Origin of the sequence: Sphingomonas sp. LY29, from assembly GCF_035593985.1 — a bacterium.
GTDB lineage: Bacteria > Pseudomonadota > Alphaproteobacteria > Sphingomonadales > Sphingomonadaceae > Sphingomicrobium.
Genome location: NZ_CP141587.1, coordinates 1,297,554 through 1,321,485 on the forward strand (window position 1 = coordinate 1,297,554; position 23,932 = coordinate 1,321,485).

At 66.1% G+C, this 23,932-nt stretch carries 25 protein-coding genes and 1 tRNA gene; 16 read left to right on the forward strand and 10 right to left on the reverse strand.

What is annotated here, in order from left to right:
- The first annotated feature begins 4 nt into the window (after window positions 1–4).
- A complete protein-coding gene (gene nusB, locus SH584_RS06555) occupies window positions 5–448 on the forward strand; it encodes a transcription antitermination factor NusB (protein ID WP_322841989.1) in 444 nt (147 codons plus the stop codon).
- Here the strand turns inward: nusB and SH584_RS06560 are convergent.
- Complete coding sequence (locus SH584_RS06560) at window positions 445–1,404, reverse strand: alpha/beta hydrolase (protein ID WP_324805702.1); 960 nt, start codon at window positions 1,402–1,404, stop codon at window positions 445–447. The genes nusB and SH584_RS06560 overlap by 4 nt on opposite strands.
- Window positions 1,405–1,461: 57 nt before the next feature.
- Between SH584_RS06560 and thiL the strand changes: the two genes are divergently transcribed.
- The 7 genes from thiL (at window position 1,462) to SH584_RS06595 (ending at window position 6,850) form a co-directional block, all read left to right on the forward strand.
- Entirely contained in the window at window positions 1,462–2,400 is a 939-nt protein-coding gene (thiL, locus tag SH584_RS06565; protein ID WP_324805703.1) for a thiamine-phosphate kinase, read from the forward strand.
- Window positions 2,401–2,599: 199 nt separating this feature from the next.
- Complete coding sequence (locus SH584_RS06570; RefSeq protein WP_324805705.1) at window positions 2,600–4,705, forward strand: sodium-translocating pyrophosphatase; 2,106 nt, start codon at window positions 2,600–2,602, stop codon at window positions 4,703–4,705.
- A 116-nt stretch (window positions 4,706–4,821) separates the two neighbouring features.
- The gene (gene infA, locus SH584_RS06575; protein WP_322841985.1) at window positions 4,822–5,070 is read left to right on the forward strand and encodes a translation initiation factor IF-1; all 249 of its coding nucleotides are present in this window, start codon (window positions 4,822–4,824) and stop codon (window positions 5,068–5,070) included.
- Window positions 5,070–5,642, forward strand: coding sequence for a Maf family protein (locus SH584_RS06580; protein WP_324805707.1), 573 nt, complete (start codon window positions 5,070–5,072; stop codon window positions 5,640–5,642). Before infA ends, SH584_RS06580 begins: the two co-directional genes overlap by 1 nt.
- A complete protein-coding gene (locus SH584_RS06585) occupies window positions 5,635–6,570 on the forward strand; it encodes a ribonuclease (RefSeq protein ID WP_324805709.1) in 936 nt (311 codons plus the stop codon). Before SH584_RS06580 ends, SH584_RS06585 begins: the two co-directional genes overlap by 8 nt.
- Entirely contained in the window at window positions 6,554–6,733 is a 180-nt protein-coding gene (locus tag SH584_RS06590; RefSeq protein WP_324805710.1) for a DNA gyrase inhibitor YacG, read from the forward strand. The genes SH584_RS06585 and SH584_RS06590 overlap by 17 nt, the downstream gene beginning before the upstream one ends.
- A 41-nt stretch (window positions 6,734–6,774) precedes the next feature.
- Window positions 6,775–6,850: transfer RNA gene (locus tag SH584_RS06595), tRNA-Phe, on the forward strand.
- Between the two features lie 5 nt (window positions 6,851–6,855).
- Here the strand turns inward: SH584_RS06595 and SH584_RS06600 are convergent.
- From SH584_RS06600 to SH584_RS06615, 4 genes are all read right to left on the reverse strand, one after another.
- Window positions 6,856–7,407 carry a hypothetical protein gene (locus SH584_RS06600; protein WP_324805712.1) on the reverse strand — a complete coding sequence of 184 codons (552 nt, stop codon included), beginning with the start codon at window positions 7,405–7,407 and terminating at the stop codon, window positions 6,856–6,858.
- 87 nt (window positions 7,408–7,494) lie between these two features.
- Window positions 7,495–8,856: an HlyD family type I secretion periplasmic adaptor subunit gene (locus SH584_RS06605; RefSeq protein WP_324805713.1), complete on the reverse strand. Its 1,362-nt coding sequence runs from the start codon at window positions 8,854–8,856 to the stop codon at window positions 7,495–7,497.
- Window positions 8,853–10,583, reverse strand: a complete 1,731-nt coding sequence (locus SH584_RS06610) for a type I secretion system permease/ATPase (RefSeq protein WP_324805715.1) — start codon at window positions 10,581–10,583, stop codon at window positions 8,853–8,855. The genes SH584_RS06605 and SH584_RS06610 overlap by 4 nt, the downstream gene beginning before the upstream one ends.
- 69 nt (window positions 10,584–10,652) lie before the next feature.
- Window positions 10,653–11,597, reverse strand: a complete 945-nt coding sequence (locus SH584_RS06615; protein ID WP_324805717.1) for a calcium-binding protein — start codon at window positions 11,595–11,597, stop codon at window positions 10,653–10,655.
- A gap of 205 nt (window positions 11,598–11,802) precedes the next feature.
- Here SH584_RS06615 and nhaA point away from each other — a divergent pair, with 205 nt between their 5' ends.
- Window positions 11,803–13,011: a Na+/H+ antiporter NhaA gene (nhaA, locus tag SH584_RS06620; protein WP_324805719.1), complete on the forward strand. Its 1,209-nt coding sequence runs from the start codon at window positions 11,803–11,805 to the stop codon at window positions 13,009–13,011.
- A gap of 6 nt (window positions 13,012–13,017) precedes the next feature.
- On the forward strand, window positions 13,018–14,280 hold the full coding sequence (lysA, locus tag SH584_RS06625; protein WP_324805721.1) for a diaminopimelate decarboxylase: 1,263 nt from the start codon (window positions 13,018–13,020) through the stop codon (window positions 14,278–14,280).
- On the opposite strand, the gene SH584_RS06630 is transcribed toward lysA, so the two are convergent.
- The 3 genes from SH584_RS06630 to sucC are packed head-to-tail and all read right to left on the reverse strand — an operon-like array spanning window position 14,277 to window position 17,182.
- Window positions 14,277–15,206, reverse strand: a complete 930-nt coding sequence (locus SH584_RS06630; RefSeq protein ID WP_324805723.1) for an electron transfer flavoprotein subunit alpha/FixB family protein — start codon at window positions 15,204–15,206, stop codon at window positions 14,277–14,279. The genes lysA and SH584_RS06630 overlap by 4 nt on opposite strands.
- Complete coding sequence (locus tag SH584_RS06635) at window positions 15,203–15,952, reverse strand: electron transfer flavoprotein subunit beta/FixA family protein (protein WP_324805725.1); 750 nt, start codon at window positions 15,950–15,952, stop codon at window positions 15,203–15,205. The genes SH584_RS06630 and SH584_RS06635 overlap by 4 nt, the downstream gene beginning before the upstream one ends.
- A gap of 30 nt (window positions 15,953–15,982) precedes the next feature.
- The gene (gene sucC, locus SH584_RS06640; protein WP_324805727.1) at window positions 15,983–17,182 is read right to left on the reverse strand and encodes an ADP-forming succinate--CoA ligase subunit beta; all 1,200 of its coding nucleotides are present in this window, start codon (window positions 17,180–17,182) and stop codon (window positions 15,983–15,985) included.
- Window positions 17,183–17,294: 112 nt separating this feature from the next.
- Here sucC and dinB point away from each other — a divergent pair, with 112 nt between their 5' ends.
- From dinB to SH584_RS06660, 4 genes are all read left to right on the forward strand, one after another.
- On the forward strand, window positions 17,295–18,332 hold the full coding sequence (dinB, locus tag SH584_RS06645) for a DNA polymerase IV (protein WP_416385171.1): 1,038 nt from the start codon (window positions 17,295–17,297) through the stop codon (window positions 18,330–18,332).
- Window positions 18,333–18,502: 170 nt separating this feature from the next.
- Entirely contained in the window at window positions 18,503–19,036 is a 534-nt protein-coding gene (locus SH584_RS06650) for a CarD family transcriptional regulator (protein WP_324805731.1), read from the forward strand.
- A 122-nt stretch (window positions 19,037–19,158) separates the two neighbouring features.
- A complete protein-coding gene (locus SH584_RS06655; RefSeq protein ID WP_324805733.1) occupies window positions 19,159–19,881 on the forward strand; it encodes a head GIN domain-containing protein in 723 nt (240 codons plus the stop codon).
- Between the two features lie 46 nt (window positions 19,882–19,927).
- Window positions 19,928–20,641, forward strand: a complete 714-nt coding sequence (locus tag SH584_RS06660; protein ID WP_322841969.1) for a GIN domain-containing protein — start codon at window positions 19,928–19,930, stop codon at window positions 20,639–20,641.
- Here SH584_RS06660 and SH584_RS06665 read toward each other — a convergent pair.
- The gene (locus SH584_RS06665) at window positions 20,638–21,036 is read right to left on the reverse strand and encodes a DUF1489 family protein (RefSeq protein ID WP_324805735.1); all 399 of its coding nucleotides are present in this window, start codon (window positions 21,034–21,036) and stop codon (window positions 20,638–20,640) included. The genes SH584_RS06660 and SH584_RS06665 overlap by 4 nt on opposite strands.
- A 39-nt stretch (window positions 21,037–21,075) precedes the next feature.
- Window positions 21,076–22,497 carry a magnesium transporter gene (gene mgtE / locus SH584_RS06670; RefSeq protein WP_324805737.1) on the reverse strand — a complete coding sequence of 474 codons (1,422 nt, stop codon included), beginning with the start codon at window positions 22,495–22,497 and terminating at the stop codon, window positions 21,076–21,078.
- 147 nt (window positions 22,498–22,644) lie between these two features.
- Here mgtE and SH584_RS06675 point away from each other — a divergent pair, with 147 nt between their 5' ends.
- Complete coding sequence (locus SH584_RS06675) at window positions 22,645–23,100, forward strand: peptidylprolyl isomerase (protein ID WP_324805738.1); 456 nt, start codon at window positions 22,645–22,647, stop codon at window positions 23,098–23,100.
- Window position 23,101: 1 nt separating this feature from the next.
- A complete protein-coding gene (locus tag SH584_RS06680) occupies window positions 23,102–23,878 on the forward strand; it encodes an SDR family NAD(P)-dependent oxidoreductase (RefSeq protein WP_324805739.1) in 777 nt (258 codons plus the stop codon).
- Window positions 23,879–23,932: the final 54 nt, after the last annotated feature.

Here is a 23,932-nt window from a genome sequence, read left to right on the forward strand (position 1 = left end):
GCCCATGACTCGCTCGATCTCGCGCTCCGCCGCCCGGCTTGCCGCCGTTCAGGCCCTTTACCAGCAGGACATGGAAGGCACGCCGACCAACCGTCTGATCCACGAATTCCACGACCATCGGCTTGGCGCGACGATCGAGGATGCGACTTATGCGGAGGCCGAGCACGGCTTCTTCGACGACCTCGTCATGGGCACCGTCGCGCGCAAGGACGATGTCGACGAGTTGATCTCCGCCAAGCTCGCCGAAGGCTGGACTCTGGCGCGGCTCGACAAGCCGATGAAGGCGATCCTGCGGGTTGGTGCCTATGAACTCATCGCCCGCGCCGATGTGCCGACCGCGACCGTCATCAGCGAATATCTCGACGTCGCCGACGCTTTCTACGACAAGCGCGAAAAGGGCTTCGTCAACGGCCTGCTCGACGCCATCGCCAAGTCGGCGCGCGCCTAGGGATCGGCGCGGTCAAGGAACGCCAGCGGGATATCGACCCGCTGCGCCCAGGCGGTCTCGTTATGCTCGGTCCCCGCATAAGTGCGGAACATGAACGACGGGCCGCGCCAGCCAGCAGCCGCAAGCACCGGCAGCAACGCCGACGAATAGGGGCCATAGCTGCCGTCCAGCGTCCCGGTGCCGTGGTCGATGTAGAGCCGGTTCACCCCGGGCCGCATCCGCGACGTGGCGAGATAGCGCCGGAATGCCTCCGCAACCTCGCCTGCCAGCGCCTGGTGATCGGCCCCCTTCTCGGTCGGGCTGCCCAAGGCGACGTGCATCGACACCGCCGCTGCCTGCCCGAATATCTGCGGATATTCGGCCATTGCGTAGAAGGCCATTAGCCCGCCCATCGAGCTTCCCATTACCGCCGTGTCCTGCGAACCGCGAAGCGTCCGATATTGGCGGTCGACCCGCGGCTTCACGATCCCGGTCAGGAATTTGAGGTAGGCTTCCCCGGAAAGCGCGCTCGGCGGGTCGCCGCTGTCGATTGTCATCGCCCGTTTCTGGAAGGCCGGTGTGAGCAGCGGAAAGATCTTCTGCGGGAACAGCGCATGATAGCGCGACCGTGGGCTCTGCACCCCGACAACGATCCAGTCGCGAAGGTCACCTTGCGCTGCCATCCGCGGGATGGTTTCGTCCATTCCCCATTCCTGGTTGAATTTGGTCAGGCTCTTGTCGAACAGATTCTGCCCGTCGTGCATGTACAGCACCGGATAACGCTTGCCCGGCGTCTTGCCGTAGCCGGGCGGAGTCCAGATCCACACCGTCATCGGTCCCGCTGCGCCGCCGTCCATCGCCGGCCACGACTGAACCTGCCCAGCGCTCACCGTCGGGATCATCCGCGTCGGATCGTCGACCGCTTGGGCGGGCGTCGCGGCCAGCAACGCGAACAGGGACAGCAACACTTTCATCATGGCCTCATTGTCGGTCTATAAGGCGGCGATGTTCACCAGCGACGCGGCCAAAAGGCAATGAGCCACGGCGAATTCGCCCTGATCGAGAAGCTCCGCACGATCGCGACCCATCCGGCGGCGCGCGGCCTCGACGACGATGCCGCGGTGCTGGGAGACCTGGTGCTGACCCACGACAACATCGCCGAGGGCGTGCATTTCCTGCCAGACGATCCGCCCGCGTCGGTTGGGTGGAAGCTTGTCGCGGTCAACCTGTCCGACCTGGCCGCCAAGGGCGCCGAGCCAATGGGCGCATTGATGGGGATGACCATCGGCGGCGACGACGATTGGGACGAGAAGTTCCTGTCCGGAGTGGCTGCGGCCTGCGAGGCGTACGGCCTGCCACTGCTCGGCGGCGACACGATCGCGCTCCCGCCCGGCGCGCCGCGAGTGCTGGGCCTGACCGCGATCGGTCGCGGCGGGACGCATGTGCCCTCTCGGAGCGGCGGACGTCCCGGGGACCGCCTGTGGCTGGTCGGGCCGCTCGGCGACGCGATGCTCGGACTGTCGGTGTTGCAGGCCGACCGTCACGCCGAGGGCGCGCTGGTCGAAGCCTATCGCCGCCCGGTGCCGTTGCTCGCCGCGGGGCGGGCGATGGCGCCGCATGCCCATGCGATGATGGACGTGTCGGATGGACTGTTGCTCGACTTGGGCCGGATGATCACGGCAAGCCGGTGCGCGGCGCGCGTCGACCTCGACGCCGTTCCGCTGTCGCGCGCCTTCATCGCCGAGCGCGGCGCCAGTCGGCGGGCGAGGATGTCCGCGGCGACCGGCGGCGACGATTACTGCCTGCTCGCGGCACTGCCCGCCGACATCGACGCCTTAAGCCTTTCTTTACCTTCCGGCACGATCATGGCCGCGATCGGGACGCTGGAGGCGGGAAGCGGCATGACGCTGTTCGACGCCGAAGGCGAGGTGCCGTTGCCGGAGCAGCTTGGATATGAACATCGCCGCCCTTAGCACTCGCCAGTGGGTGATCGCGCTGCTCGGACTCTCGTCGGGAATGGCGACCGCACTGCTCGTCCGCTAGCCCCAAATCCCTGCCGCAACGGGCGGCTTGCGGTCCGCGCAAACCCCGTTACACCTTTCCCCATTCCTGGGCGCGAAGATCGGAAAACCGACATCGCCCACGACGTGCAATTGGGGGAAGATCACCGACATGAACCTGGTTATCATCGCGATTGTGTGCGGCTTTATCGCACTCGCATACGGCATTTTCACCAGCATGGCGGTGCTTCGCGCACCCGCCGGCAACGCCCGAATGATGGAGGTCGCCGCGGCGATCCAGGAGGGCGCCTCCGCCTACCTCAAGCGCCAATATATGACGATCACCATCGTCGGCGTCGTCGTGGCGGCGATCGTCTTCCTGTTCCTCGGCGGGCTGTCGGCAAGCGGCTTCGTGCTCGGCGCGCTGCTGTCGGGCGCCACGGGCTTCGTCGGCATGAACATCTCGGTCCGCGCCAACGTGCGCACTGCCGAAGCCGCATCGAAGAGCCTGCAGCAGGGCCTGACCATGGCGTTCCAGGCGGGCGCCATCACCGGCATGCTCGTCGCCGGCCTCGCGCTGCTCGCGATCGCGGTCTTCTTCTATTATCTGGTCGCCGTTGCCGGGAACCAGCCCAACAGCCGCGTCGTCATCGACGCGCTCGTGGCCCTTGCGTTCGGCGCCTCGCTCATCTCGATCTTTGCGCGCCTTGGCGGCGGCATCTTCACCAAGGCCGCCGACGTCGGGGCCGATCTTGTCGGCAAGGTCGAAGCTGGAATTCCGGAAGACGACCCCCGCAATCCGGCCGTCATCGCCGACAACGTCGGTGACAATGTCGGCGACTGCGCCGGCATGGCTGCCGACTTGTTCGAAACCTATGTCGTCACCGTCGGCGCCACCATGGTGCTGACCGCCCTGCTCGTCCGCGACGCGGGCGATGGCCTGCTCGCCCTGATGAGCCTTCCGCTCCTGATCGGCGGCGTGTGCGTCCTCACCTCGATCCTTGGCACCTATTTCGTCCGGCTGGGCAAGGGCACCAGCATCATGGGCGCGATGTACAAGGGCTTCGGCGTCACCGCGGTCACCTCCGCCATCCTGATCTTCTTCGCGACCCAGTTCGCGCTCGGCGATCTCGGCGCGACGATTACCGCTGGCGGAACCAGCTTCACCGGCATGGACCTCTACTGGTGCATGCTGCTCGGCCTGGTCATCACCGGGCTGATCATTTGGATCACCGAATATTACACCGGCACCAACTACCGCCCGGTCCGCTCGATCGCCAAGGCGTCCGAAACGGGTCACGGCACCAACGTCATCCAGGGCTTGGCGATCAGCCTTGAATCGACCGCGATGCCGACCCTCGTTATCTGCGCCGGCATCATCATCGCGTACCTGCTTGCCGGCCTGATGGGGATCGCCTTCGCGGCTACCGCTATGCTGGCGCTGGCGGGGATGGTCGTCGCGCTCGACGCCTACGGCCCTGTCACCGACAACGCCGGCGGCATCGCCGAAATGTCGGGGCTGGACGAAAGCGTCCGCGAAAAGACCGATGCCCTCGACGCGGTCGGCAACACCACCAAGGCCGTGACGAAGGGCTATGCGATCGGATCGGCCGGCCTTGCCGCGCTCGTGCTGTTCGCCGCCTACACCACCGACCTGCGCGAGTTCTTCCCCGGCCTCGAAGTCAACTTCAGCCTGGAGAACCCGTACGTCATTGTCGGTCTGCTGCTGGGTGCGTTGCTGCCCTATCTGTTCGGGGCGATGGGCATGACCGCCGTCGGCCGCGCGGCGGGCGACGTGGTCAAGGACGTGCGTGAGCAGTTCCGCTCGAACCCGGGCATCATGGATGGGACCTCACGCCCCAATTACGCGCGCACAGTCGACCTGGTCACGCGGGCGGCGATCAAGGAAATGATCATTCCGTCTCTGTTGCCGGTGCTCGCGCCGATCGCGGTCTACTTCGTCATCACCGCGGTGGCGGGTCAGGCGGAAGGCTTCGCGGCGCTCGGCGCCCTCCTCCTCGGCGTGATCGTGGGCGGCCTGTTCGTCGCCATCTCGATGACCTCGGGCGGCGGCGCGTGGGACAATGCCAAAAAGTATATCGAAGACGGCAACCACGGCGGCAAAGGCAGCGAGGCTCACAAGGCCGCGGTGACCGGCGACACCGTCGGCGACCCGTACAAGGATACGGCTGGCCCGGCGGTCAACCCGATGATCAAGATCACTAACATCGTCGCGTTGCTACTGCTCGCGGCCTTGGCGGGCCACGGCGCGGTCTGATTGAACGGATGCGAGTGAGGGCGGACGGAGGGGCGACTCTCCGTCCGCTTCCCTTATGGCGACATCGCCGCTAAAGGGACGCGACTTTTCCCAAGCGAACACCACGAAGGATTTGAATGGCCAAGGAAGAACTTCTCGAGATGCGCGGACGGGTGGTCGAACTGCTGCCCAATGCGATGTTCCGCGTCGAGCTGGAGAACGGTCACGAAATCCTGGGGCACACCGCGGGCAAGATGCGCAAGAACCGCATCCGCGTCCTGACCGGCGACGAAGTGCTCGTCGAACTGACCCCTTACGACCTGACCAAAGGTCGAATCACCTATCGCTTCATGCCCGGCCGCGGGGGCCCCGGCGTTCCTGCCTGATGAAGCTGGTCCTCGCCTCGGCGAGCCCGCGGCGTCTCGACCTGCTGGCCCGCATCGGCGTTACCCCTGACCTAATCGATCCTGCCGATATCGACGAGAGCGTGCCCAAGGGCGAGCTTCCGCGAATCCATGCCGAGCGCCTGGCGTCGGAGAAAGCCGCCGCCGTCGCCGCCCGCCATCCCGATGATCTGGTGCTGGCCGCCGACACCGTCGTCGCGGTGGGCCGGCGCATCCTGCCCAAGGTCGAGGACGAAGCGACGCTGCGCCAGTGCATGGCGTTGCTGTCGGGACGTCGCCACCGCGTCCTGACCGGAGTCGCACTCGCCGCGCCCGGCAAGCCGATCCGCACGCGCCTGGTCGAAACGATGGTGGCGATGAAGCGGCTGTCGGAGGCGGAGATCGACTTTTACGCGGGCCACGGCGAATGGCGCGGGAAGGCCGGCGGCTACGCGCTGCAGGGCTATGGCGAAGTCTATGTCCGCCATCTCGCCGGCAGCTATTCCAACGTGGTGGGGCTGCCGCTCGCGGAAACGCGGACCCTCCTCAAGTCGTCAGGCTATCCGCTTGCCTGAATGGCTGATCGAGCGCGGGATCGGCGAAGTCCGGGCCGCGCTTGTCGAACGAGGGGAGATTCTTGAAGCGCGGATTCTTCCCGATGGACGGATGCGGGCAGGCACCGTCCTCCAGGCGAAGCTGTTGCGGATCGGTCCGCCCTGTATCGCGATGGCCGACGGCATCGAATATCTGATGCCGAAGCGACCGCCGGCAACCAGCGAGGGGTCGTCCCTCACGATCGAAGTCAGCCGTGAGAAGATCGATGGCCCCGAGGCCTGGAAGCGCCCGCTGGCGATGCCAAGCGACCGGTCCCCGTCGCCGGCTCCCGCACTCGAAGGGCGCGACCTCGCCTTCCCATCTCCTCGCGACGAGCTGGGCGAGGCTGGGTGGGGCGAGCTGATCGACGAGGCGCGCAGCGGATCGGTCGGCTTTTCCGGAGGAGAACTCCGCATATCGGTAACGCCCGCAATGACCTTGATTGACGTGGATGGCACCTTGCCGATCGCGGACCTGGCCATGGCCGGCGCCAAGGCCGCCGCACGCGCGATCCGGCGTCATGACGTCGGAGGATCCATCGGGATCGACCTTCCGACGATCGGCGGGAAAGAGGCCAGGCAGGCGATCGGGTCCGCCGTCGACGCCATCCTGCCGCCCCCGTTCGAGCGGACCGCAGTCAATGGCTTCGGCTTCATCCAGATCGTCAGGCCCCGCCGCCGCGCTTCGCTGTTCGAACTGGCGGCCAATCGCCCGTCATTCGAGGCGCGAGCGCTACTGCGCCTCGCGGCACGAAGCAGCGGTGCGATCCGCCTCGTCGCCCACCCCGCCGTGATTGCCGCCATTCAGCCGGACTGGATTTCGCAGTTGGCGGGGCAGGTCGGCGGCGCGGTCGACTTGCGCAGCGACCCGGCGATGGCCATGTCCGCCAGCTATGTCGAAACAGCCTAAGCCCTGCCCGTTATGTGGGAAGCCGCCGATGCCGGACCACACCCCTTTCTGCAGCCGCGGCTGCAAGGACCGCGATCTGCTGAACTGGCTTGGCGAGGGCTATCGCGTGCCCGGCCCGCCCGCCGATGCGGACGGGCTGGACAGTGAGGAACGTGGCGGCTAGAGCGCGCTTCGCTTGAGGTGCCAACTGGCACCAAAGGGCATGCCCGGGTAGCTCAGTTGGTAGAGCATGCGACTGAAAATCGCAGTGTCGGCGGTTCGACCCCGTCCCCGGGCACCACTTCCTTAAATCGCCTCGCGCTGTTGCCTTGCCGAGACGTGGAAGAGCGCCGCCGAGGCGAGCCAGATCCCGATGAACATGATGTCGGGTCCCTTGAAGCCAAGCTGCCAGACGATCGCGATGAAGCCGACGATGGCCTGGGCAATCGTCGTCGCGACCAGCGCCTGGACCATGGCGGCCGCGCGAAGCCGCGAGAGGATCGTGCCCACGATCAGCACCCCGATGACGCCGGCATACATCGCATTGGCGTCGCTATTCTCGCTGCCGATCAGCCCGACCGCGGCGTTGAGCCAGACCAGCAGGAACAGGCCTAGCACCGCGACGACCGCCCCACCCCGATAGGCCGCGTTGGGGCTTCGGCGGACCATAAATTCGATCAGCGAGCCGGTGATCCCGAAGACGATTGCGGCGAAGATGAAGTCGGACGCGGTCCAGTTCACCTCGTCGGTGAATTGCATTGCCACCGCAGGGAGCAGCAGTAGCAGCAGCGCCAGCGTCCAGCCTGCCATCCGCCATGGATTGGGGCCGTGTGGGCGGGTCGGAAGGGTCTCGGTCATGTCGTGCCTTTCTCTGGTGAGCAGGCAGACATGATTCCCGCTCCGCCCATGAGCGTCATGAGCGAAGCGTGATTTCATCGTGAGGAATCACTCCTCGCGCATCGCGCCCCAGAATTGGCTGGTCAGCGGCTCGAGGAAATAATCGAGCGCGGTACGCTTGCGAAGCCGTACCAGTACTTCGACCGGCATGCCCGCCGTCAGCTTGAACGGGCGGCCGTCGGCGTCCTTCAGCAGCGCCAGCTGGTCGCGCGGAACGACGACTTCGCCGGTGAAATACTTCATCCCGCTTGCCTCGTCGGTGAAGCTGTCGGCCGACACGCGCGTGACCTCTCCCTTCAACGGCGGGATCGAACGGTCCTTGATGCCGGGGAAGCGGACCTCCGCCTCCTGCCCCGGACGAAGATCGTCGGCATTGTCGGGGGAGATTTGCGCCTGGACGACGAGCGGCGTGTCGTCGGGGACGATGTCCATCAGCTTCTGCCCGGCCGAGACCACGCCGCCGGGCGTGAAGACTGTCAGGCCGACGACGGTCCCGGTGACCGGCGCGCGGATCGACGTGCGCGCCAACTGGTCGCGCGCTGCGGCGAGCTTGGGCATCACGTCGCCGATCAGTTGCTCGACCTCGCGCAGGTCCGACGAGATGCGCTCGCGGAACGATTGCGATGCTTCGAGCCGCATCAGCTCGCTTTCGCGCGAAGCGCCGGCGGACGAGGCGATCGACGCACTGAACTGGCCGCGCTGGCCCTCGAGCGCCGCCTTGGCGCGCTCGAGTTCGCGAAGGCGGGTCTGCGACACGAAGCCCTTGTCCGCGACTGGGCGGAGCGCCGCGATCTGATCGTCGATCAGCTTGATCTGCTGCTCGGTCGAAGCGGTCTGCGTGCCATAGCCGCGTCCCGCTGCACCCGACTGCGACGCACGCGCCGATAAGGCGCCGCGTTGCGCGGCGAGCGTTGCCGCGCGAGCATTCAGTTCGACCTGCTGGAAGCGCAAGACGCGCTGCGCCTCGGGACGATCGGCCTCCGCGAAAAGCGCGAATTCGGGCGGCGTGGCAATCGATCCGCGACCGGCCTGCTCCGCCTCCAGTCGTGCACGGGTTGCAAGCAAACGGATCGCCTGGCTGGTCAGCGCGCGCTCCTGCGCCTGCACTTCGGCAGCGGCGAGCGTGAACAGCAATTGCCCGCGCTCGACCTGCTGACCTTCGCGCACGTTGATCTGGCCGACCACGCCGCCGTCGCGGTGCTGGACGCTCTGGCGCTGGCCCGAAACAATCAGCGTCCCGCCGGCATGGGCCGCGGCATCGAGCCGCGCGAATGCCGCCCAGCCGAGGAAGAGGATGAAGAACAGCCCGGCGATGATCAGGCCGGTGCGGATGTCGCCCTTGGGGTTAGCGACATCGTCGAGCGGGGTGACGGCGCGCACGCTGCCATCGATCGCGACCAGTTCATTCATGCATTCTCTCCCGCCGCGACGCGTCGCGGTTGCACCGCCTGCGGCATGACCTTTTTCAGGACCTCGTCGCGGGGCCCGAACATCTCCGCCCGGCCGTCCCGCATCAGCAGGATCTTGTCGACCACGGGAAGAACGCCAAGCTTGTGGCTGACGATCAGCACGGTGCGGCCCTTTTCCTTGGCGGCCGCAAGCGCCCGGATCAGCGCCGTGTCGCCTTCGCCGTCGAGGTGACTGTTCGGTTCGTCGAGGATCAGCAGCACCGGATCGCCAAACATCGCTCGGGCCAGCGCGATCCGCTGCGCCTGTCCCGCCGACAATCCGCGCCCGCCAATGCCCAGCCGGTGGTCGAAGCCGCCGTCGAGACGCTTGATCAGGTCCGCGGCACCGACCGCATCGGCGGCGGCCACCACGTCCGCGTCGACATCACCGCGCTCGCCCCCAAGTTCGGCCGAGAAACGCGCGATATTCTCCGAAACGGTACCGGGGAACAGGACCGAGTCCTGCGGAAGATAGCCGATGTGGCGCGCCAGCCGCTCAGGCTCCCAATCGGCGATGCTCGCGCCGTCGATACGGACGGTCCCGCGATCGATCGGGATCGCGCCCGCAATCGCGCGCACCAGCGTCGATTTACCAGCGCCCGACGGCCCGATGATGGCGACGACTTCGCCCGGTTCGACCGCAAAGCTGACTGCGTTGACGATCGCGCCGTCACGGCGCTCGTTGGCGATGGTGAGGCCTTCGACCGCAAGCTTACCCTTCGGATTGGGAAGCGCGGTCGGACTCGCGTGCAAGTCGCCGGCGGCAAGCAGTTCGTCGATGGTGTGAAACGCGGTCCGCGCCGCCTGAAGCGGGCGAGACGCACCGATCAATTGCTCGATCGGCTGCAATGCGCGCGCGATCAAGAAGGACGCCGCGAAGATGGCGCCGGCGGAAATCGACCCTTCGATCGCCAGCACTGCGCCAAGGCCGAGCGCGAGAGACTGAAGCGCCAGGCGCACGAATTTGGTCGCGACATAATATCCGCCGCCCGCGAAGTTCGACGAAGTCTGCTCGGCCAGCATCGACTCGCGCTGTCGCATCTGACGCGACACCAGCGCCCGGCGCATGCCGAGCGCGCGCACGCTTTCAGCCGAGCCCAGCAACTGGTCCTGAAGCTGATAGCTTTGCGCCGCCGCGCCTTCGGCGCGCTGAACCGGCGCACGAACCGCGCGCTCGTTGCGCCACGCGATGAAGGGAAGGATCAGCCCGCCCGCCAGCGCCAGCAGGCCGATCAGCGGGTGAACCATGAAGCAGACGAGGATGTAGATCGGCGTCCACGGCGCGTCGAACAACGCGAGCGCGCCCGGCCCGCTCATCGTCGATCGCAGCGTGTCGAAGTCGCGCAGCGCACTTCGCGCCTCGGGCATGTCGGGACGGCCCAGCGTGGCATCGAGCAGGCGCGGCGCGACCACCGCGTCGAGCTCGACCGAGGCGCGCACAAGCAGTCGCGTGCGGATACGATCAAGCAGGCTGAGCGTCGCCAGCGCGAACAGCAGGACGAGCGTGATGAACAGCAAGGTCTGCAGCCCGCGCGTCGGGACGACGCGGTCGTAGATCTGCAGCATGTAGATCGTCGGGACGACGAACAGCAGGTTGACGAGCGCGCTGAAACCGGCAGCGGCAATCAGGTGCGGGCGCGTTCGCGCCATCGCTTCCTTCATGGTCTGGGAGACGGGATTTACGATCATGACGCCGTCATAGGCGAGACATCGCGCAATCCCAACAGGTTGCGCGATGTCTCATCAATTCCAGATCGGTCAAGCGAGGTGCAGTCCGCCATCCAGCGTCAGCATCGATGCCGGGGGCGAATAGGGATCGGCCAGACCGACCGCCCAGCCCTGCGCTGCCTGACCCGATTCCTGATGGATCGCCGGCACCGGACCGACCTTTACTCCAGGCAGCGACGACACGCCGAGAAGCGTCACCGACCCACCGCCCGTCAGCGAAATCGACAGGTCGGCGATGCCGTCGCCATTGGCGTCGACCGTCCGCGACGAGCGGATGCCGATGCCGTCGGCGAAGCTCAATTGGTCGGCCGACGTGTCGAAGTCGCGGATGACGTCCTCGCCCGACGATTTCCCGAACAGGAAGGTGTCGAGACCCGCGCCACCGATGAGCGTATCGCTGCCCTGCCCGCCGATCAGCAGGTCGTTGCCGATCCCGCCGTCGAGGCGATCGTCGCCCCGGCCGCCATCGAGACGGTCATGCCCATCGAGCCCGATCAACTGGTCGTTGCCATTCTCTCCGAAAAGTCGGTCTTCACCCGTCGTTCCATTGATCCGGTCGGCACCATTGCCGCCGCTGCGCGTGACGCCGTCGGCAACGCCGGTGACGGTCACGTTGACGGTGGCGGTGCGGCTGAGACCGCCCGCATCGGTCACGGTGTAGGTGAAGCTGTCGATCGCGGTGGCGCCCGGGGCCAGCGCGTCGAAACTGTCGCCGTCGGCGACATAGCGAAGCGTCTGCGTCGCCGGGTCGAACAGCAGGCTGCCGAGCGTTCCGCCGACATTCACCGCGCTGATCGTGAGCGTGTCGCCCGCGTCGACGTCGATGTCATTTGCCAATAGCGTCGACCAGAGGTTGGCACTCGTCGCGTCCTCATTGACCGCGATCGCGTCGTTTGCCGGGGTCGGCGCTTCGTTGACGTTCCCGACGTTGATGACGAGCGAGCGGGTCGAAGTGAGCCCAGCCGAGTCGGTCACGCGCGCGACGATCGTGTAGCTTGCCTGCGTTTCGCGATCGAAGACCGCACGGGTTTCTTCGATGATTCGCTGGCGGAGTTGAGTGACAAATTAGAGTCATTTCAACTGCTTTTCCCAATTTCGGACAGGTTATTCACAAATTTTTAGCCATGCCGGGAAGCGTGCCTCGCTTGGTTGCGGGCGCTGATGCCGCTAGGTCGCCCGAATGGCTGAGGATATCGATCACGCGCAGCGCCTCGAACGGCGTGCGGGACTATTGCTGATGGCGGCTGCTGCGGCGGCACTGCTGGTGGCGAACAGCCCGTTGCGGGAGATTTACGAGGCCTTCCTCCATCTCAAGTTCGGCCCCTCGCTGCCGCGGCTTGGCGTGCTCGACGTGCATTACTGGGTCGCCGACGGCTTGATGGCGATCTTCTTCCTGCTCGTCGGGCTGGAAGTGAAGCGCGAATGGTATGAGGGACGCCTGTCGACCCCCGCCGAGCGACGCCTGCCGATTATCGCGGCGGTGGCCGGTATGGCAGTGCCAGCGCTCGTGTATCTCGCAATCACCGGCGGAGACCCCGCCCTGACCAACGGCTGGGCGATACCGGCCGCGACCGACATCGCATTCGCGGTGGGCATCCTTGCGCTGCTCGGCAAACGCGCGCCGCCCTCGGTCAAGCTGCTGCTCGTGACGCTGGCGATCGTCGACGACATCGGCGCGGTCGCGATCATCGCGCTGTTTTACACCGCCGATCTCAACGTCCCGGCGCTCGCCGGCGCCATTGCGGTCACCATCGGCATGGCCGCGCTGGGCCAGTTCGGCGTCCGGCGCCTGTGGCCGTTCATGCTCGGGTTCGCGATCCTTTGGCTGCTGACGCTGGCGAGCGGGGTGCATGCCACCATCGCGGGCGTGCTGGCCGCGCTGACCATCCCGCTCGGTCGCGGCGAAGGCCACTCGCCGCTCACCAAATTGGAGCATGCCATCCACCCATGGGTAATGCTCGGCATCGTTCCGCTGTTCGGCTTCGTCTCCGCGGGGGTTGCACTGACCGGCGGAATCGGGACGCTGACGGAGCCGTTGCCACTCGCGGTGATGGCGGGACTATTTATCGGCAAGCAGGTCGGCGTGCTGGGCGCGGTCTGGCTGGCGGTGAAGGTCAGGCTCGCGCCAATGCCGGCGTGCACCACCTGGCGGCACATTCACGGCGCAGCCCTGCTTTGCGGAATCGGCTTCACGATGAGCCTGTTCATCGGCGCGCTTGCCTTCCCGGGCGATGCCGAACGGATCGACGCGGCCAAGATCGGCATCCTCGCTGGATCGCTGCTGTCCGCGATCGGGGGGTGGGCGATGCTCCGTTTCGCCCCGATCATGGAAGGCAATGCCGAGGACGATGAAGAGGTGGGCGAACTGTTCGGCGCCGACGAGCGTTAGCGTTCCATGGACCATTTCGATCTTCGCGACGGCGAACTCCATTGCGAGGATGTGCCGCTGAGCCTGATCGCGCGCGAGGTCGGCACCCCGGTCTACGTCTATTCCAGCGCCACGCTTGTCCGGCATGCGCGGATCATGAAGGAGGCGCTGGCCGGTCTCGGCGATCCGCTGATCGCTTACGCCGTCAAGGCCAATCCCAATCCGGCGGTGCTGGCGACGCTGGCGCGCGAGGGTCTTGGCGGCGACATCGTGTCGATCGGTGAGTATCGGCGCGCGCGCGCTGCTGGGATGCCGCCCGAGAAAATCCTCTTTTCCGGTGTGGGCAAGACCGCCGGCGAAATGGCCGAGGCGCTCGAGGGCGGCGTGCTTCAGTTCAACCTGGAATCGGTCGAGGAAGCGCAGACGCTTTCGGCCGTGGCCGAGGCCGCGGGCCGGCGCGCGCCGATCGCCTTCCGAATCAATCCCGATGTCGAGGCTGGCACCCACGCCAAGATCACTACGGGGACGGCGGACAACAAGTTCGGCATTCCCGCCGCCGACGCGCCCGACGCGTTTCGCGCCGCGCGCGACCTGCCAGGGCTCGATGTCACAGGGATCACCGTCCACATCGGCAGCCAGCTGACCAGCCTGTCACCGCTCCGCTCGGCGTTCGAGCGGCTGGGGTCGCTGCTGGCGACGCTCCGGGACGACGGCTTCACGTTGTCGATCGCCGACCTAGGCGGCGGCCTCGGCGTCCCGTACGACCGCGATCAGCCCGACCCGCCAACGCCCGAAGCGTACGGTGCGATGGTCGCCGAGGTCACCCGCGACTGGGGCGTTCGGCTGGCGTTTGAGCCGGGGCGGCTGATCAGCGGCAATGCCGGTGTCTTGCTGACGCGGGTCGTTCGGGTGAAGCCTGGCGAAGCGCATCCGTGGCTGATCGTCGATGCGGCAATGAACGACCTGATGCGGCCTGCGCTTTACGACGCCTATCACCACATCGACGCGGTGCGCCCGACCGGGGAGCGAATGACCGCGCACGTCGTCGGCCCGGTGTGCGAAAGCGGCGACACCTTTGCCATGGCGCGCGAGATGGACTCGGCGAAGGAAGGCGATCTGATCGTCTTCCGGACCGCGGGCGCCTATGGAGCCGCAATGTCGAGCGGGTATAATAGCCGTCCGATCACTGCCGAAGTACTGGTCGAGGGTGACCGCTGGGCGCTGGTGCGGCGCGCGATCGACCTCGACCGCGCTGCCGCCACCCCGCTTCCCGGTTGGCTGACCGCCTAAAGCTTCTCGGTCAGTTCCGGGACGATCTTGAACAGGTCGCCGACCAGCCCAACGTCCGCCACCTGGAAGATCGGCGCGTCCTCGTCCTTGTTGATCGCGATGATCGTTTTCGCGTCCTTCATGCCGGCGAGATGCTGGATCGCGCCGGAGATGCCGATCGCGATGTAGATTTCAGGGGCGACGATCTTGCCAGTCTGGCCGACCTGATAGTCATTGGGGGCATAGCCCGCGTCCACCGCCGCGCGGCTGGCGCCGACGCCGGCGCCCAGCTTGTCGGCCAGCGGATCGATCAGCGCATGGAACTGCTCCGACGATCCCAGCGCGCGGCCGCCCGAGACGATGATCTTGGCGCTGGTCAACTCGGGACGTTCCGACTTGGACAGTTCGGCACCGACGAACGACGACTTGCCCGACGCCGCACCGGCATCGACCGCCTCGACCGTGCCGCTGCCACCGTCGGCCGCAGCCTTTTCGAACGCGGTGCCGCGAACGGTGATGACCTTCTTGGCATCCTTCGACTTGACCGTGGCGATCGCGTTGCCGGCGTAAATCGGGCGGGTGAAAGTGGACTCGTCCTCGACGGAGAGGATGTCCGAAATCTGCATCACGTCGAGCAATGCGGCGATCCGCGGCGCAACGTTCTTGCCCGTCGTGGTCGACGAGGCAAGGAAGGCGTCGTGGTCGGCCATCAGCGCGACCGCGACCGGGGCGACATCCTCGGCGAGTTGGTGTTCAAGGTGCGCTCCGTCGGCGACATGGACCTTGCTCACGCCCGCGATTTTCGTGGCGGCTTCAGCCACCGCGCCCACGCCCGATCCCGCGACGAGCAGGTGGACTTCGCCGAGCTTCGCGGCGGCGGTGACGGTGGCGAGGGTGGCGTCCTTGATCGCGCCGCCTTCATGATCGACCAGTACGAGCGTCTTCACTTGGCAACTCCCAGCACCTTGAGTTTCTCGACCAGCTCATCGACCGAGCCGACTTTGACGCCGGCCTGGCGCTTGGAGGGTTCGGTGACCTTGAGCGTTTCCAGCCGCGGCGCGACATCGACGCCGAAATCGCCGGGCGACTTGGTCGCGAGCGGCTTCGACTTGGCCTTCATGATGTTGGGCAGCGAGGCATAGCGCGGCTCGTTGAGGCGAAGGTCGGTCGTGACGATCGCCGGCGTCGCCAGCTTGACCGTCTCGAGCCCGCCGTCGACTTCGCGCGTCACGCTGACGTCGCTGCCGGCAACCTCGACCTTCGATGCAAAGGTACCCTGCGGCCAGCCGAGTAAGGCGGCCAGCATCTGACCGACCTGGTTGCTGTCGTCGTCGATCGCCTGCTTGCCCAGGATCACGAGGCCGGGCTGCTCTTCCTCGGCAACGCCCTTTAGGATCTTGGCGACGGCAAGCGGTTCGACCTCTTCATCGGTCTGCACCAGGATCGCGCGGTCGGCGCCCATCGCTAGCGCGGTGCGTAACGTCTCGGTCGCCTTGGCCGGGCCGATCGAGCAGACCACGATCTCGGTCGCGGCGCCCTTTTCCTTGAGCCGGATCGCTTCCTCGACCGCGATCTCGTCGAACGGGTTCATCGACATCTTGACGTTGGCGAGGTCGACCCCGCTGCCGTCCATCTTCACGCGCGGCTTCACGTTGTAATCGATCACCCGCTTGACGGCGACGAGGAGTTTCATTCGGCTCTCCTGGAAATAACTGCGGTTGGGTTAGGCGGCCTGCTTCACTTCGGCGACGATCTTGCGTGCGGCGTCTCCTAGGTCGTCGGCGCTGACGATCGGCAAGCCAGAGTGAGCGAGGATGTCCTTGCCCTGCTGGACGTTGGTGCCTTCGAGGCGAACGACGAGCGGCACGTTGAGGTTCACTTCCTTCGCCGCCGCGACGATGCCGTCGGCGATGATGTCGCACTTCATGATGCCACCGAAGATGTTGACCAGGATGCCCTTCACCGCGGGATCGCTGAGGATGATCTTGAACGCCGCGGTGACCTTTTCCTTGTTGGCGCCGCCCCCGACGTCGAGGAAGTTGGCCGGGAACGCGCCGTTCAGCTTGATGATGTCCATCGTCGCCATGGCAAGGCCCGCGCCGTTGACCATGCAGCCGATGTCACCGTCGAGCTTGATGTAGGCGAGGTCGTACTTCGACGCCTCGATCTCCATCGGGTCTTCTTCGCTGAGATCGCGCAGTTCGGCGAGGTCCTTGTGGCGGAACATCGCGTTTGAATCGAAGCCGACCTTGGCGTCGAGGACGAGCAGCCTGCCGTCGTCGGTCACCGCGAGCGGATTGATCTCGATCTGGCTGGCGTCGGTCGCGACGAACGCGTCGTAGAGCTTCGAGGCGACGTTGGCCGCCTGCTTCGCAAGGTCGCCCTTCAGGCCCAGCGCGCCCGCGACCGCGCGGCCATGGTGCGGCATGAAGCCGGTCGCCGGGTCGATCGTCAGCGTCTCGATCTTCTCGGGCGTGTCATGAGCGACCGCCTCGATATCCATCCCGCCTTCGGTCGACACGACCATGGCGATGCGGCCGGTCGAACGGTCGACCAGCAGCGCGAGATAATATTCCTGCGCGATGTCCACGCCGTCGGTGATGTAGAGGCGCTGCACCTGCTTGCCTGCGTCGCCGGTCTGGATGGTGACCAGCGTCTTGCCGAGCATTTCCTCGGCATGCGCGCGGACTTCGTCGATCGACTTGGCGAGGCGAACGCCGCCCTTCGCGTCGGGGCCAAGCTCGGTAAACTTGCCCTTGCCGCGTCCACCGGCGTGGATCTGCGCCTTCACCACCCACAACGGCCCGGGAAGGCGCTCGGCGGCAGCGACGGCTTCGTCGACGCTCATCGCTGCATGACCCGCGGGCACCGGCACGCCATATTTCGCAAGCAGTTCCTTGGCCTGATATTCGTGGATGTTCATGGTGATTCCCGTGTGATTGGCTTGCCGCGCCCTAAAGCATGACTCGTGCGCGAAGCCAAGGTAGGAACGGGACGTGAACGACGCACCGGCCCGCAAGATCATCCATGTCGACATGGACGCCTTCTATGCGTCGGTCGAGCAACGCGACGCGCCCGAATTGAAGGGAAAGCCGGTCGCGGTCGGGGGCGGCCATCGCGGCGTGGTCGCGGCCGCCAGCTACGAAGCGCGCACCTTCGGCGTCCGCTCGGCGATGCCGTCGGTGACCGCACGGCGCCGCTGCCCCGACCTGATCTTCGTCAAGCCGCGTTTCGATGTCTACAAGGCGGTCAGCCAGCAGATCCGCGAAATCTTTGCCGACTACACCGACAAGATCGAGCCGTTGTCGCTCGACGAAGCCTATCTCGACGTGACCGAGGATCGCCGCGGACTGGGCAGCGCCCGCGCCATCGGCGAGGAAATCCGCGCGCGCATCAAGGCCGACACCGGCCTGACCGCGTCCGCCGGCGTGAGTTACTGCAAGTTCATTGCCAAGCTGGCGAGCGACCAGAACAAGCCCGACGGCATTTGCGTCATCCCGCCGCATCGTGGAGCCGAGTTCGTCGCGACGCTGCCGGTCAAGCGCTTCCACGGGGTCGGCCCCGTGACCGCGGCGAAGATGGAGCGGCTGGGCATTCACACCGGCGCCGACCTCGCCGCTTGGCCGATCGAGCAGTTGGAGGCGCATTTCGGATCGTCAGGGCAATGGTATTGGCGGATCGCGCGAGGAATCGACGAGCGTGAGGTCCGCTCCAATCGCGCGCACAAGTCGGTCAGTGCCGAGCGGACCTTCGACGTCGATTATTCGGCCGAGGACGATTTGCGACGAGAAGTGACTCGTGTCGCCGGCCTGGCGTGGCAGCGGATCGATCGCGCCGGGGTGCGCGGACGGACCGTCACGCTGAAGATCAAGTTTCAGGACTTCACGCTGATCACCCGCTCGCGAAGCTTTGCAGCGCCGGTCGCCGATTTGGCGGCGTTCGAGGCTGCCGGACAGGCATTGCTGACCGCCGAACTGCCCGTGCCGAAGGGAATTCGGCTGCTCGGTCTCGGCCTTCATTCGATCGTCGAGGACGACGTCGAGGGCCCGCGGCAACTGGGACTCGCGATCTAGAGATTTTTCTGTTATATAATCGTCATCGGCCGTCGCCTTCCGCGGCGGTCATCTCATACAGGATCACATTCCGCATTGGGGCACGATTGGGACCGGGGGGTCGCCATTGGGGGGCGATACGGTGCGTATCGGCTGTGCTTGTTTCGCGGATGCTTGAGAAAGGTGATGGAATGGCGGCTAAGGCCCTTAGTTTCGATGTTGGCGATTTCGTGGTGTACCCCAAGCATGGTGTCGGCCGGGTGGTCGAGCTCCAGAGCACCGAGATCGCTGGTACCAGTCTCGAGCTGTACGTCCTTCGTTTCGAGAAGGAGCGCATGACGCTCCGCGTTCCCGTCGGCAAGGCGGACTCAGTCGGCATGCGCAAGCTGTCGAGCGACAAGACCATGAAGGACGCGCTGGAAACCCTGAAGGGCAAGCCCAAGGTCAAGCGCACCATGTGGTCGCGCCGTGCGCAGGAGTATGAAGCGAAGATCAATTCGGGCGACCTGACCTCGATCGCCGAAGTGACCCGCGACCTTTTCCGTGCCGACGATCAGCCCGAACAGAGCTATTCGGAGCGGCAGATCTTCGAAGCCGCCTCGTCGCGCCTGGCGCGCGAACTGGGCGCCATGGAAGAAACCGACGAAAAGTCTGCGCTGGTGAAGATCCTCGAGATCCTCAACAAGGCGGCGGCGATCCACAACAAGGCCAAGGAAGAAGCGTAACGCTTCTGCCTTTTTGGCTCAGACAAGGGCGTCCCTTCGCGGGGGCGCCCTTTTCTTTTGCCGTTGCACCTCCCACCTGTCTTGGTGTATTATACATGCAATACGCCAAAGAGGAGGGCACCATGCTTCGTTTCATCGCCGTCGCCGCGGTCGCTTTGACCACCGCAGCCTGTCATTACTCGGCCGATGCCGAGGATCGCGATCCCGGACCCAAGGTCGATCGCACGTACCAGGTCGGCAGCTTCGACAAGATCCAGGTCGCAGGCCCCTATGACATCAAGGTCGTGTCCGGCGGCGCACCCGGGATCACGGCGAGCGGTGGGTCGGCACTGCTCGACGAGACCGATGTCATCGTCGAGAACGGCACGCTCAAGATCATACCCAAGAAGCGCAAGGGCGTCCGGTTCAACTGGACCCGCGACGGGGGCGCGACCTTTACGGTGAATGCGGCCGCGCTTCGCGGCGCGAGCATCGCCGGATCTGGCGATATAGTGATCGACCGGGTTGCCGGGGACTTCGAGGGCGAAGTCGCCGGCTCGGGCAACCTGGCGATTGCGGCGGCCACCGGCGGCAAGATGAAGCTGGCCATCGCCGGGTCGGGCGACGTTCGTGCGGCCGGTAACGTTGACAGCGTCGACATCTCGATCGCCGGATCGGGCGGCGTCGATGCCGCGGGCCTCGCTACCAAGGTCGCCGATGTATCGATCGCCGGGTCGGGCAACGTCCGCGCCCGCGCCAGCGACACCGCCGACGTGTCGATCATGGGGTCTGGCGATGTCGAACTGACGGGCGGCGCCAAGTGCAACGTATCGAAGCACGGATCGGGCGACGTCCGCTGCAGCTAAGGCGTAAAGTAAGAATTCCTTAACCACATGTCGCGAGGATGGGTGGATGCTGAAGCGTCTGCCCATCCTCATCGTCCTGGCCCTTGCCAGCCTTCCCGCCGACGTCCTCGGCGCGCCGCCGGCGGCGCAGCGCAATTATTCGGTGACGAGCTTCGACCGGATTCGCGTCGACGGTCCCTACCAAGTTCGCCTCAAGACCAACGTCGCCCCCTTCGCCCGCGCCGTCGGGTCGCAAGCCGCGCTCGACAGCGTCTCGCTCAAGGTCGAGGGCCGCACGCTGATCGTGCGCCAGTCGACCTCCAACTGGGGCGGCTATCCGGGAACGTCGAACGGCCCGGTGACGATTGAGCTTGGCACCCACGATCTGGCCAACGCCTGGCTTAATGGCGCCGGAAGCCTCGCGATCGACCGCGTTCGCGGACTTGCCTTCGACCTGGCCATCCAGGGCGCCGGCACCGCCAGTATCGACGCCGTCGACATCGACCAGCTTCGGCTCGGGCTCAACGGCTCGGGCAGCGCACGCCTCGCCGGGCGCGCCGACAAGGTCACTGCGGTCGTCCGCGGCGCGTCGAGCCTAGATGCGTCCGACCTTCGTTCCAAGAATGCCGACATCGGCGCGGAAGGCCCGGCGATCGTCAAGCTGTCCACCAGCGAGGCTGCCAAGGTCAACGCGATGGGCCTCGCCGCGGTTACCCTGACCGGCAACCCTGCCTGCACCGTCAAGGCGCAAGGGTCGGCCAGCGTCAGCGGCTGCCGCTAAACCAGGCCCAGCGCCGCCAGTTTCGCATACATCGACGGCGGCAATTCGCTGACCCCGGCTTCATCGACGTCGCCGGGAGCGGCATCCTCTTCGAGATAGCGCCAACCCTGATGGGCGCGTTTCGGGCGCGGTGGGACCGCTTCCACCGCTCCTGAGCAGACGATGTCGATCCGACCGTCGCTGCGGTCGTCGAACCGCAGGATCTGCTGCCGCGCGACGATGCGATGCTTGACGATCCAGTGAAGGTATCCGCCGATCAGTTCGGGCATTCGCCGCGGTCGCATCCGCGTCGGCACGCGCACCTCGCCCGACTGCGTCCGGCGCCGGATCAGGCGGTTCTCGAGCGCCTCGACGCTCGCACAACCGACGGCGACCTTGGTAAGATGGAGCGGCACGCGCCGCAGGTGGCGACAAAGCGCCCCCGGTTCAAGCGCTTATCCGGCCAGTCCCGACGCGGTCGCAAGGCCGAGGAAGACGAGGAAGCCCATAGAATCGGTGACCATCGTCACAAACACGCTCGACGCCACCGCCGGATCGGCGCCGGCGCGTTCAAGGCCGAGCGGGACCAGTACGCCGGCCAGACCCGCGATGACGATGTTGGTCAGCATTGCCGCGGCAATCACCATCCCCAGTTGCGACGATCCGAGTACGACGGTCACCCCGATCCCAATCAACACGGCGATCGTCAGCCCGTTCATCAACGCCACGCGGATCTCTCGCCACACCGCGCGCCAGTGGTTCGACCCGGTCAGCTGGTTGGTGGCGATAGCGCGGACGGTGACGGCGAGCGTCTGCGTCCCGGCATTGCCACCCACGCCCGCGACGATCGGCATCAGCGCGGCCAGCACCGCCATCCGAGCGATCGAGTCCGAAAAGGCGCTGATGACCGTCGCGGCAACGAGCGCGGTCAGCAAATTGGCGGCCAGCCAACGGACGCGCGATCGATAGGTCTCCAGAATCGGTTCGTTGATGTCGCCGTCGCCCGCGCCGGACAGCAGCAGGGCATCCTCGCCGGCCTCTTCCTGGATGATGTGGACGATATCGTCGACCGTGATCATGCCGACCAGCCGCCCCGATGGGTCGACCACCGCGGCGGAGATCAACGCGTATTTCTGGAACTTGAGCGCCACCTCTTCCTGGTCGAGCCCGACCGGGATCAGCGTCTGCTTGGCGATCATGATGTCGGCGACCGGGATCGAGCGCGCCGAGCGAAGAATCGTCGACAGCTTGCAGGTGCCGATCGGGTGGTGGTTGGGCGACACCACGAATACTTCCCAGAAATCGTCGGCCAGCTCGTCGGAAGAGCGCAGATAGTCGATTACCTGCCCGACCTTCCAATGCTCGGGCACCGCGATCAGGTCGCGCTGCATCAGGCGGCCGGCGGTTTCCTCGGGATAGGTGAGCGCTTCCTCGACCGCAGCGCGGTCGTCGGGCTCCATCGCGCGGAGCACGGCAAGCTGCTCATGCTCCTCCATGTCCTCGATGATCGCGACCGCGTCGTCGGTATCGAGCTGCGCGGCGAGGTCGGCGACCTGCTGCGGCTCCATCTCGTCGATCATGTCCTCGCGGACGTGCTCGTTCATCTCCGCATAGACGTCAGCGTCGACGATGCCCGCCAGCGCCTGGATCAGGTCGGCGCGCTCGTCGCCGGGCGTGAGCTCGATCAGGTCGGCGATGTCGGCGGGATGAAGCTCGGCGACCAGTGTGCGCGCCGTCTCGTCATCGCCGTCGGCGACCGCGTCGAGCACCTCGCGGACGAAGCGGGGCCGAAGGCGGTCCTCGCTGTCCATCGCGGTTTCGGGCGCAGGCATGTCGGTGTCGAATGGAAGGGGCGCGACGGTGTCGGTCTCGCTCATGCCATATTCCCTTGCCCGTCGGTTCGCGTGCGTCCTCCTATGCCCCGCGCCCGACCGGCGCAACCCGCGCGCCGGTCCCGGACTGGCGCATTCAGGCGGGCGTCCCTACATGGCGCGCTTTCCCATTCCCCTGCGAGGACGTTTCCCATGGCCGACGCCAACACCCTGACCCTGACCCTTTCCACCGGCGGCGACGTCGTCATCAAGCTTCGCCCCGACGTGGCGCCCGGCCATGTCGAGCGCATTGCCGGCCTTGTCCGCGAAGGTTTCTACGACGGCGTCGTGTTCCATCGCGTAATCCCGGGCTTCATGGCGCAGGGCGGCGATCCGACCGGCACCGGCATGGGCGGATCGAAGCAGCCTGACCTGAAGGCCGAATTCTCGAACGAGCCGCACGTTCGCGGCACCTGCTCGATGGCACGCGCGCAAAGCCCGAACAGCGCCAACAGCCAGTTCTTCATCTGCTTCGACGACGCGCGCTTCCTCGACAACCAGTACACCGTCTGGGGCCAGGTCGAGAGCGGCATGGAATATGTCGACGCGCTCCCGGTCGGCGAGCCCGTGAAGAACCCCGGCAAGATCGAAAAGGCGACGGTGGCCTGATTTGGCCCGATCGGTCACCCTGATCACCGGCGCCTCGGCCGGTCTTGGCGTCGACTTCGCGCGCCAGCTGTCGGCCAAGGGCCGGCGGCTGGTGCTCGTGGCCCGGCGGAAAGATCGTCTCGACGCGCTGGCGACCGAACTTGGGAACGCCCGCGCGCTTGAGTGCGATTTGAGCGAGGTTGGCGCGGTCGATCGGCTGATGGCCGATATTGCCGCACACGACGAGCAGGTCGACGAGCTGGTCAACAACGCCGGTTTCGGGCTGACCGGCCGCTTTGCCGAGCTCGACGGCCCGCGCATGCGGCAGATGATCGATCTTAACTGCGGCGCGCTGACCGAACTTGCGCATGCGGTTCTTCCGGGAATGCTTGACCGAAAGTCGGGCTCGATCCTCAACGTCGCTTCAACCGCGGCCTTCCAGCCCGGACCCGGCATGGCGGTCTATTTCGCGACCAAGGCGTTCGTCCTCTCGTTCACCGAGGCACTGCACGAGGAGCTTCGCGGCGCCGGGATCCGCGTGACCGCACTTTGCCCCGGCCCGACCGCCACCGAGTTCGGCGCCGTCGCGGGCTTCGGCGGCAATCCGATGATCGACAATTTGTCGTCCGAGTCGGCGGCGGTGGTGACGGCCGGGCTCGAGGCGCTCGATCGCGGCAAGGCGGTCGTCATCCCCGGACTGGTCAACAAATTCGGGGCGCAGGGGCATCGCCTTTTGCCGCGCAGTCTCCTCCGCCGGATTGCGGGCACGATCAAATTGGGCGCCGACGACAAGGCATGAATAGGTATTCGCACATGCGATTTCGCACTTGCGAAGTAAATTGTGCACTGCGAT

Excerpts from the sequence above, each read along its gene's own strand:
- lysA (WP_324805721.1), top strand. The coding sequence starts at position 13,018 with ATGGACCATTTCGATCTTCGCGACGGCGAACTCCATTGCGAGGATGTG.
- mgtE (WP_324805737.1), bottom strand. The coding sequence starts at position 22,497 with ATGAGCGAGACCGACACCGTCGCGCCCCTTCCATTCGACACCGACATG.
- SH584_RS06560 (WP_324805702.1), bottom strand. The coding sequence starts at position 1,404 with ATGATGAAAGTGTTGCTGTCCCTGTTCGCGTTGCTGGCCGCGACGCCC.
- nhaA (WP_324805719.1), top strand. The coding sequence starts at position 11,803 with ATGGCTGAGGATATCGATCACGCGCAGCGCCTCGAACGGCGTGCGGGA.
- SH584_RS06610 (WP_324805715.1), bottom strand. The coding sequence starts at position 10,583 with ATGATCGTAAATCCCGTCTCCCAGACCATGAAGGAAGCGATGGCGCGA.
- SH584_RS06580 (WP_324805707.1), top strand. The coding sequence starts at position 5,070 with ATGAAGCTGGTCCTCGCCTCGGCGAGCCCGCGGCGTCTCGACCTGCTG.
- SH584_RS06635 (WP_324805725.1), bottom strand. The coding sequence starts at position 15,952 with ATGAAACTCCTCGTCGCCGTCAAGCGGGTGATCGATTACAACGTGAAG.
- thiL (WP_324805703.1), top strand. The coding sequence starts at position 1,462 with ATGAGCCACGGCGAATTCGCCCTGATCGAGAAGCTCCGCACGATCGCG.
- SH584_RS06655 (WP_324805733.1), top strand. The coding sequence starts at position 19,159 with ATGCTTCGTTTCATCGCCGTCGCCGCGGTCGCTTTGACCACCGCAGCC.
- SH584_RS06675 (WP_324805738.1), top strand. The coding sequence starts at position 22,645 with ATGGCCGACGCCAACACCCTGACCCTGACCCTTTCCACCGGCGGCGAC.
- sucC (WP_324805727.1), bottom strand. The coding sequence starts at position 17,182 with ATGAACATCCACGAATATCAGGCCAAGGAACTGCTTGCGAAATATGGC.
- SH584_RS06600 (WP_324805712.1), bottom strand. The coding sequence starts at position 7,407 with ATGACCGAGACCCTTCCGACCCGCCCACACGGCCCCAATCCATGGCGG.
- nusB (WP_322841989.1), top strand. The coding sequence starts at position 5 with ATGACTCGCTCGATCTCGCGCTCCGCCGCCCGGCTTGCCGCCGTTCAG.
- SH584_RS06590 (WP_324805710.1), top strand. The coding sequence starts at position 6,554 with ATGTCGAAACAGCCTAAGCCCTGCCCGTTATGTGGGAAGCCGCCGATG.
- SH584_RS06605 (WP_324805713.1), bottom strand. The coding sequence starts at position 8,856 with ATGAATGAACTGGTCGCGATCGATGGCAGCGTGCGCGCCGTCACCCCG.
- SH584_RS06650 (WP_324805731.1), top strand. The coding sequence starts at position 18,503 with ATGGCGGCTAAGGCCCTTAGTTTCGATGTTGGCGATTTCGTGGTGTAC.
- SH584_RS06660 (WP_322841969.1), top strand. The coding sequence starts at position 19,928 with ATGCTGAAGCGTCTGCCCATCCTCATCGTCCTGGCCCTTGCCAGCCTT.
- dinB (WP_416385171.1), top strand. The coding sequence starts at position 17,295 with ATGGACGCCTTCTATGCGTCGGTCGAGCAACGCGACGCGCCCGAATTG.
- infA (WP_322841985.1), top strand. The coding sequence starts at position 4,822 with ATGGCCAAGGAAGAACTTCTCGAGATGCGCGGACGGGTGGTCGAACTG.
- SH584_RS06570 (WP_324805705.1), top strand. The coding sequence starts at position 2,600 with ATGAACCTGGTTATCATCGCGATTGTGTGCGGCTTTATCGCACTCGCA.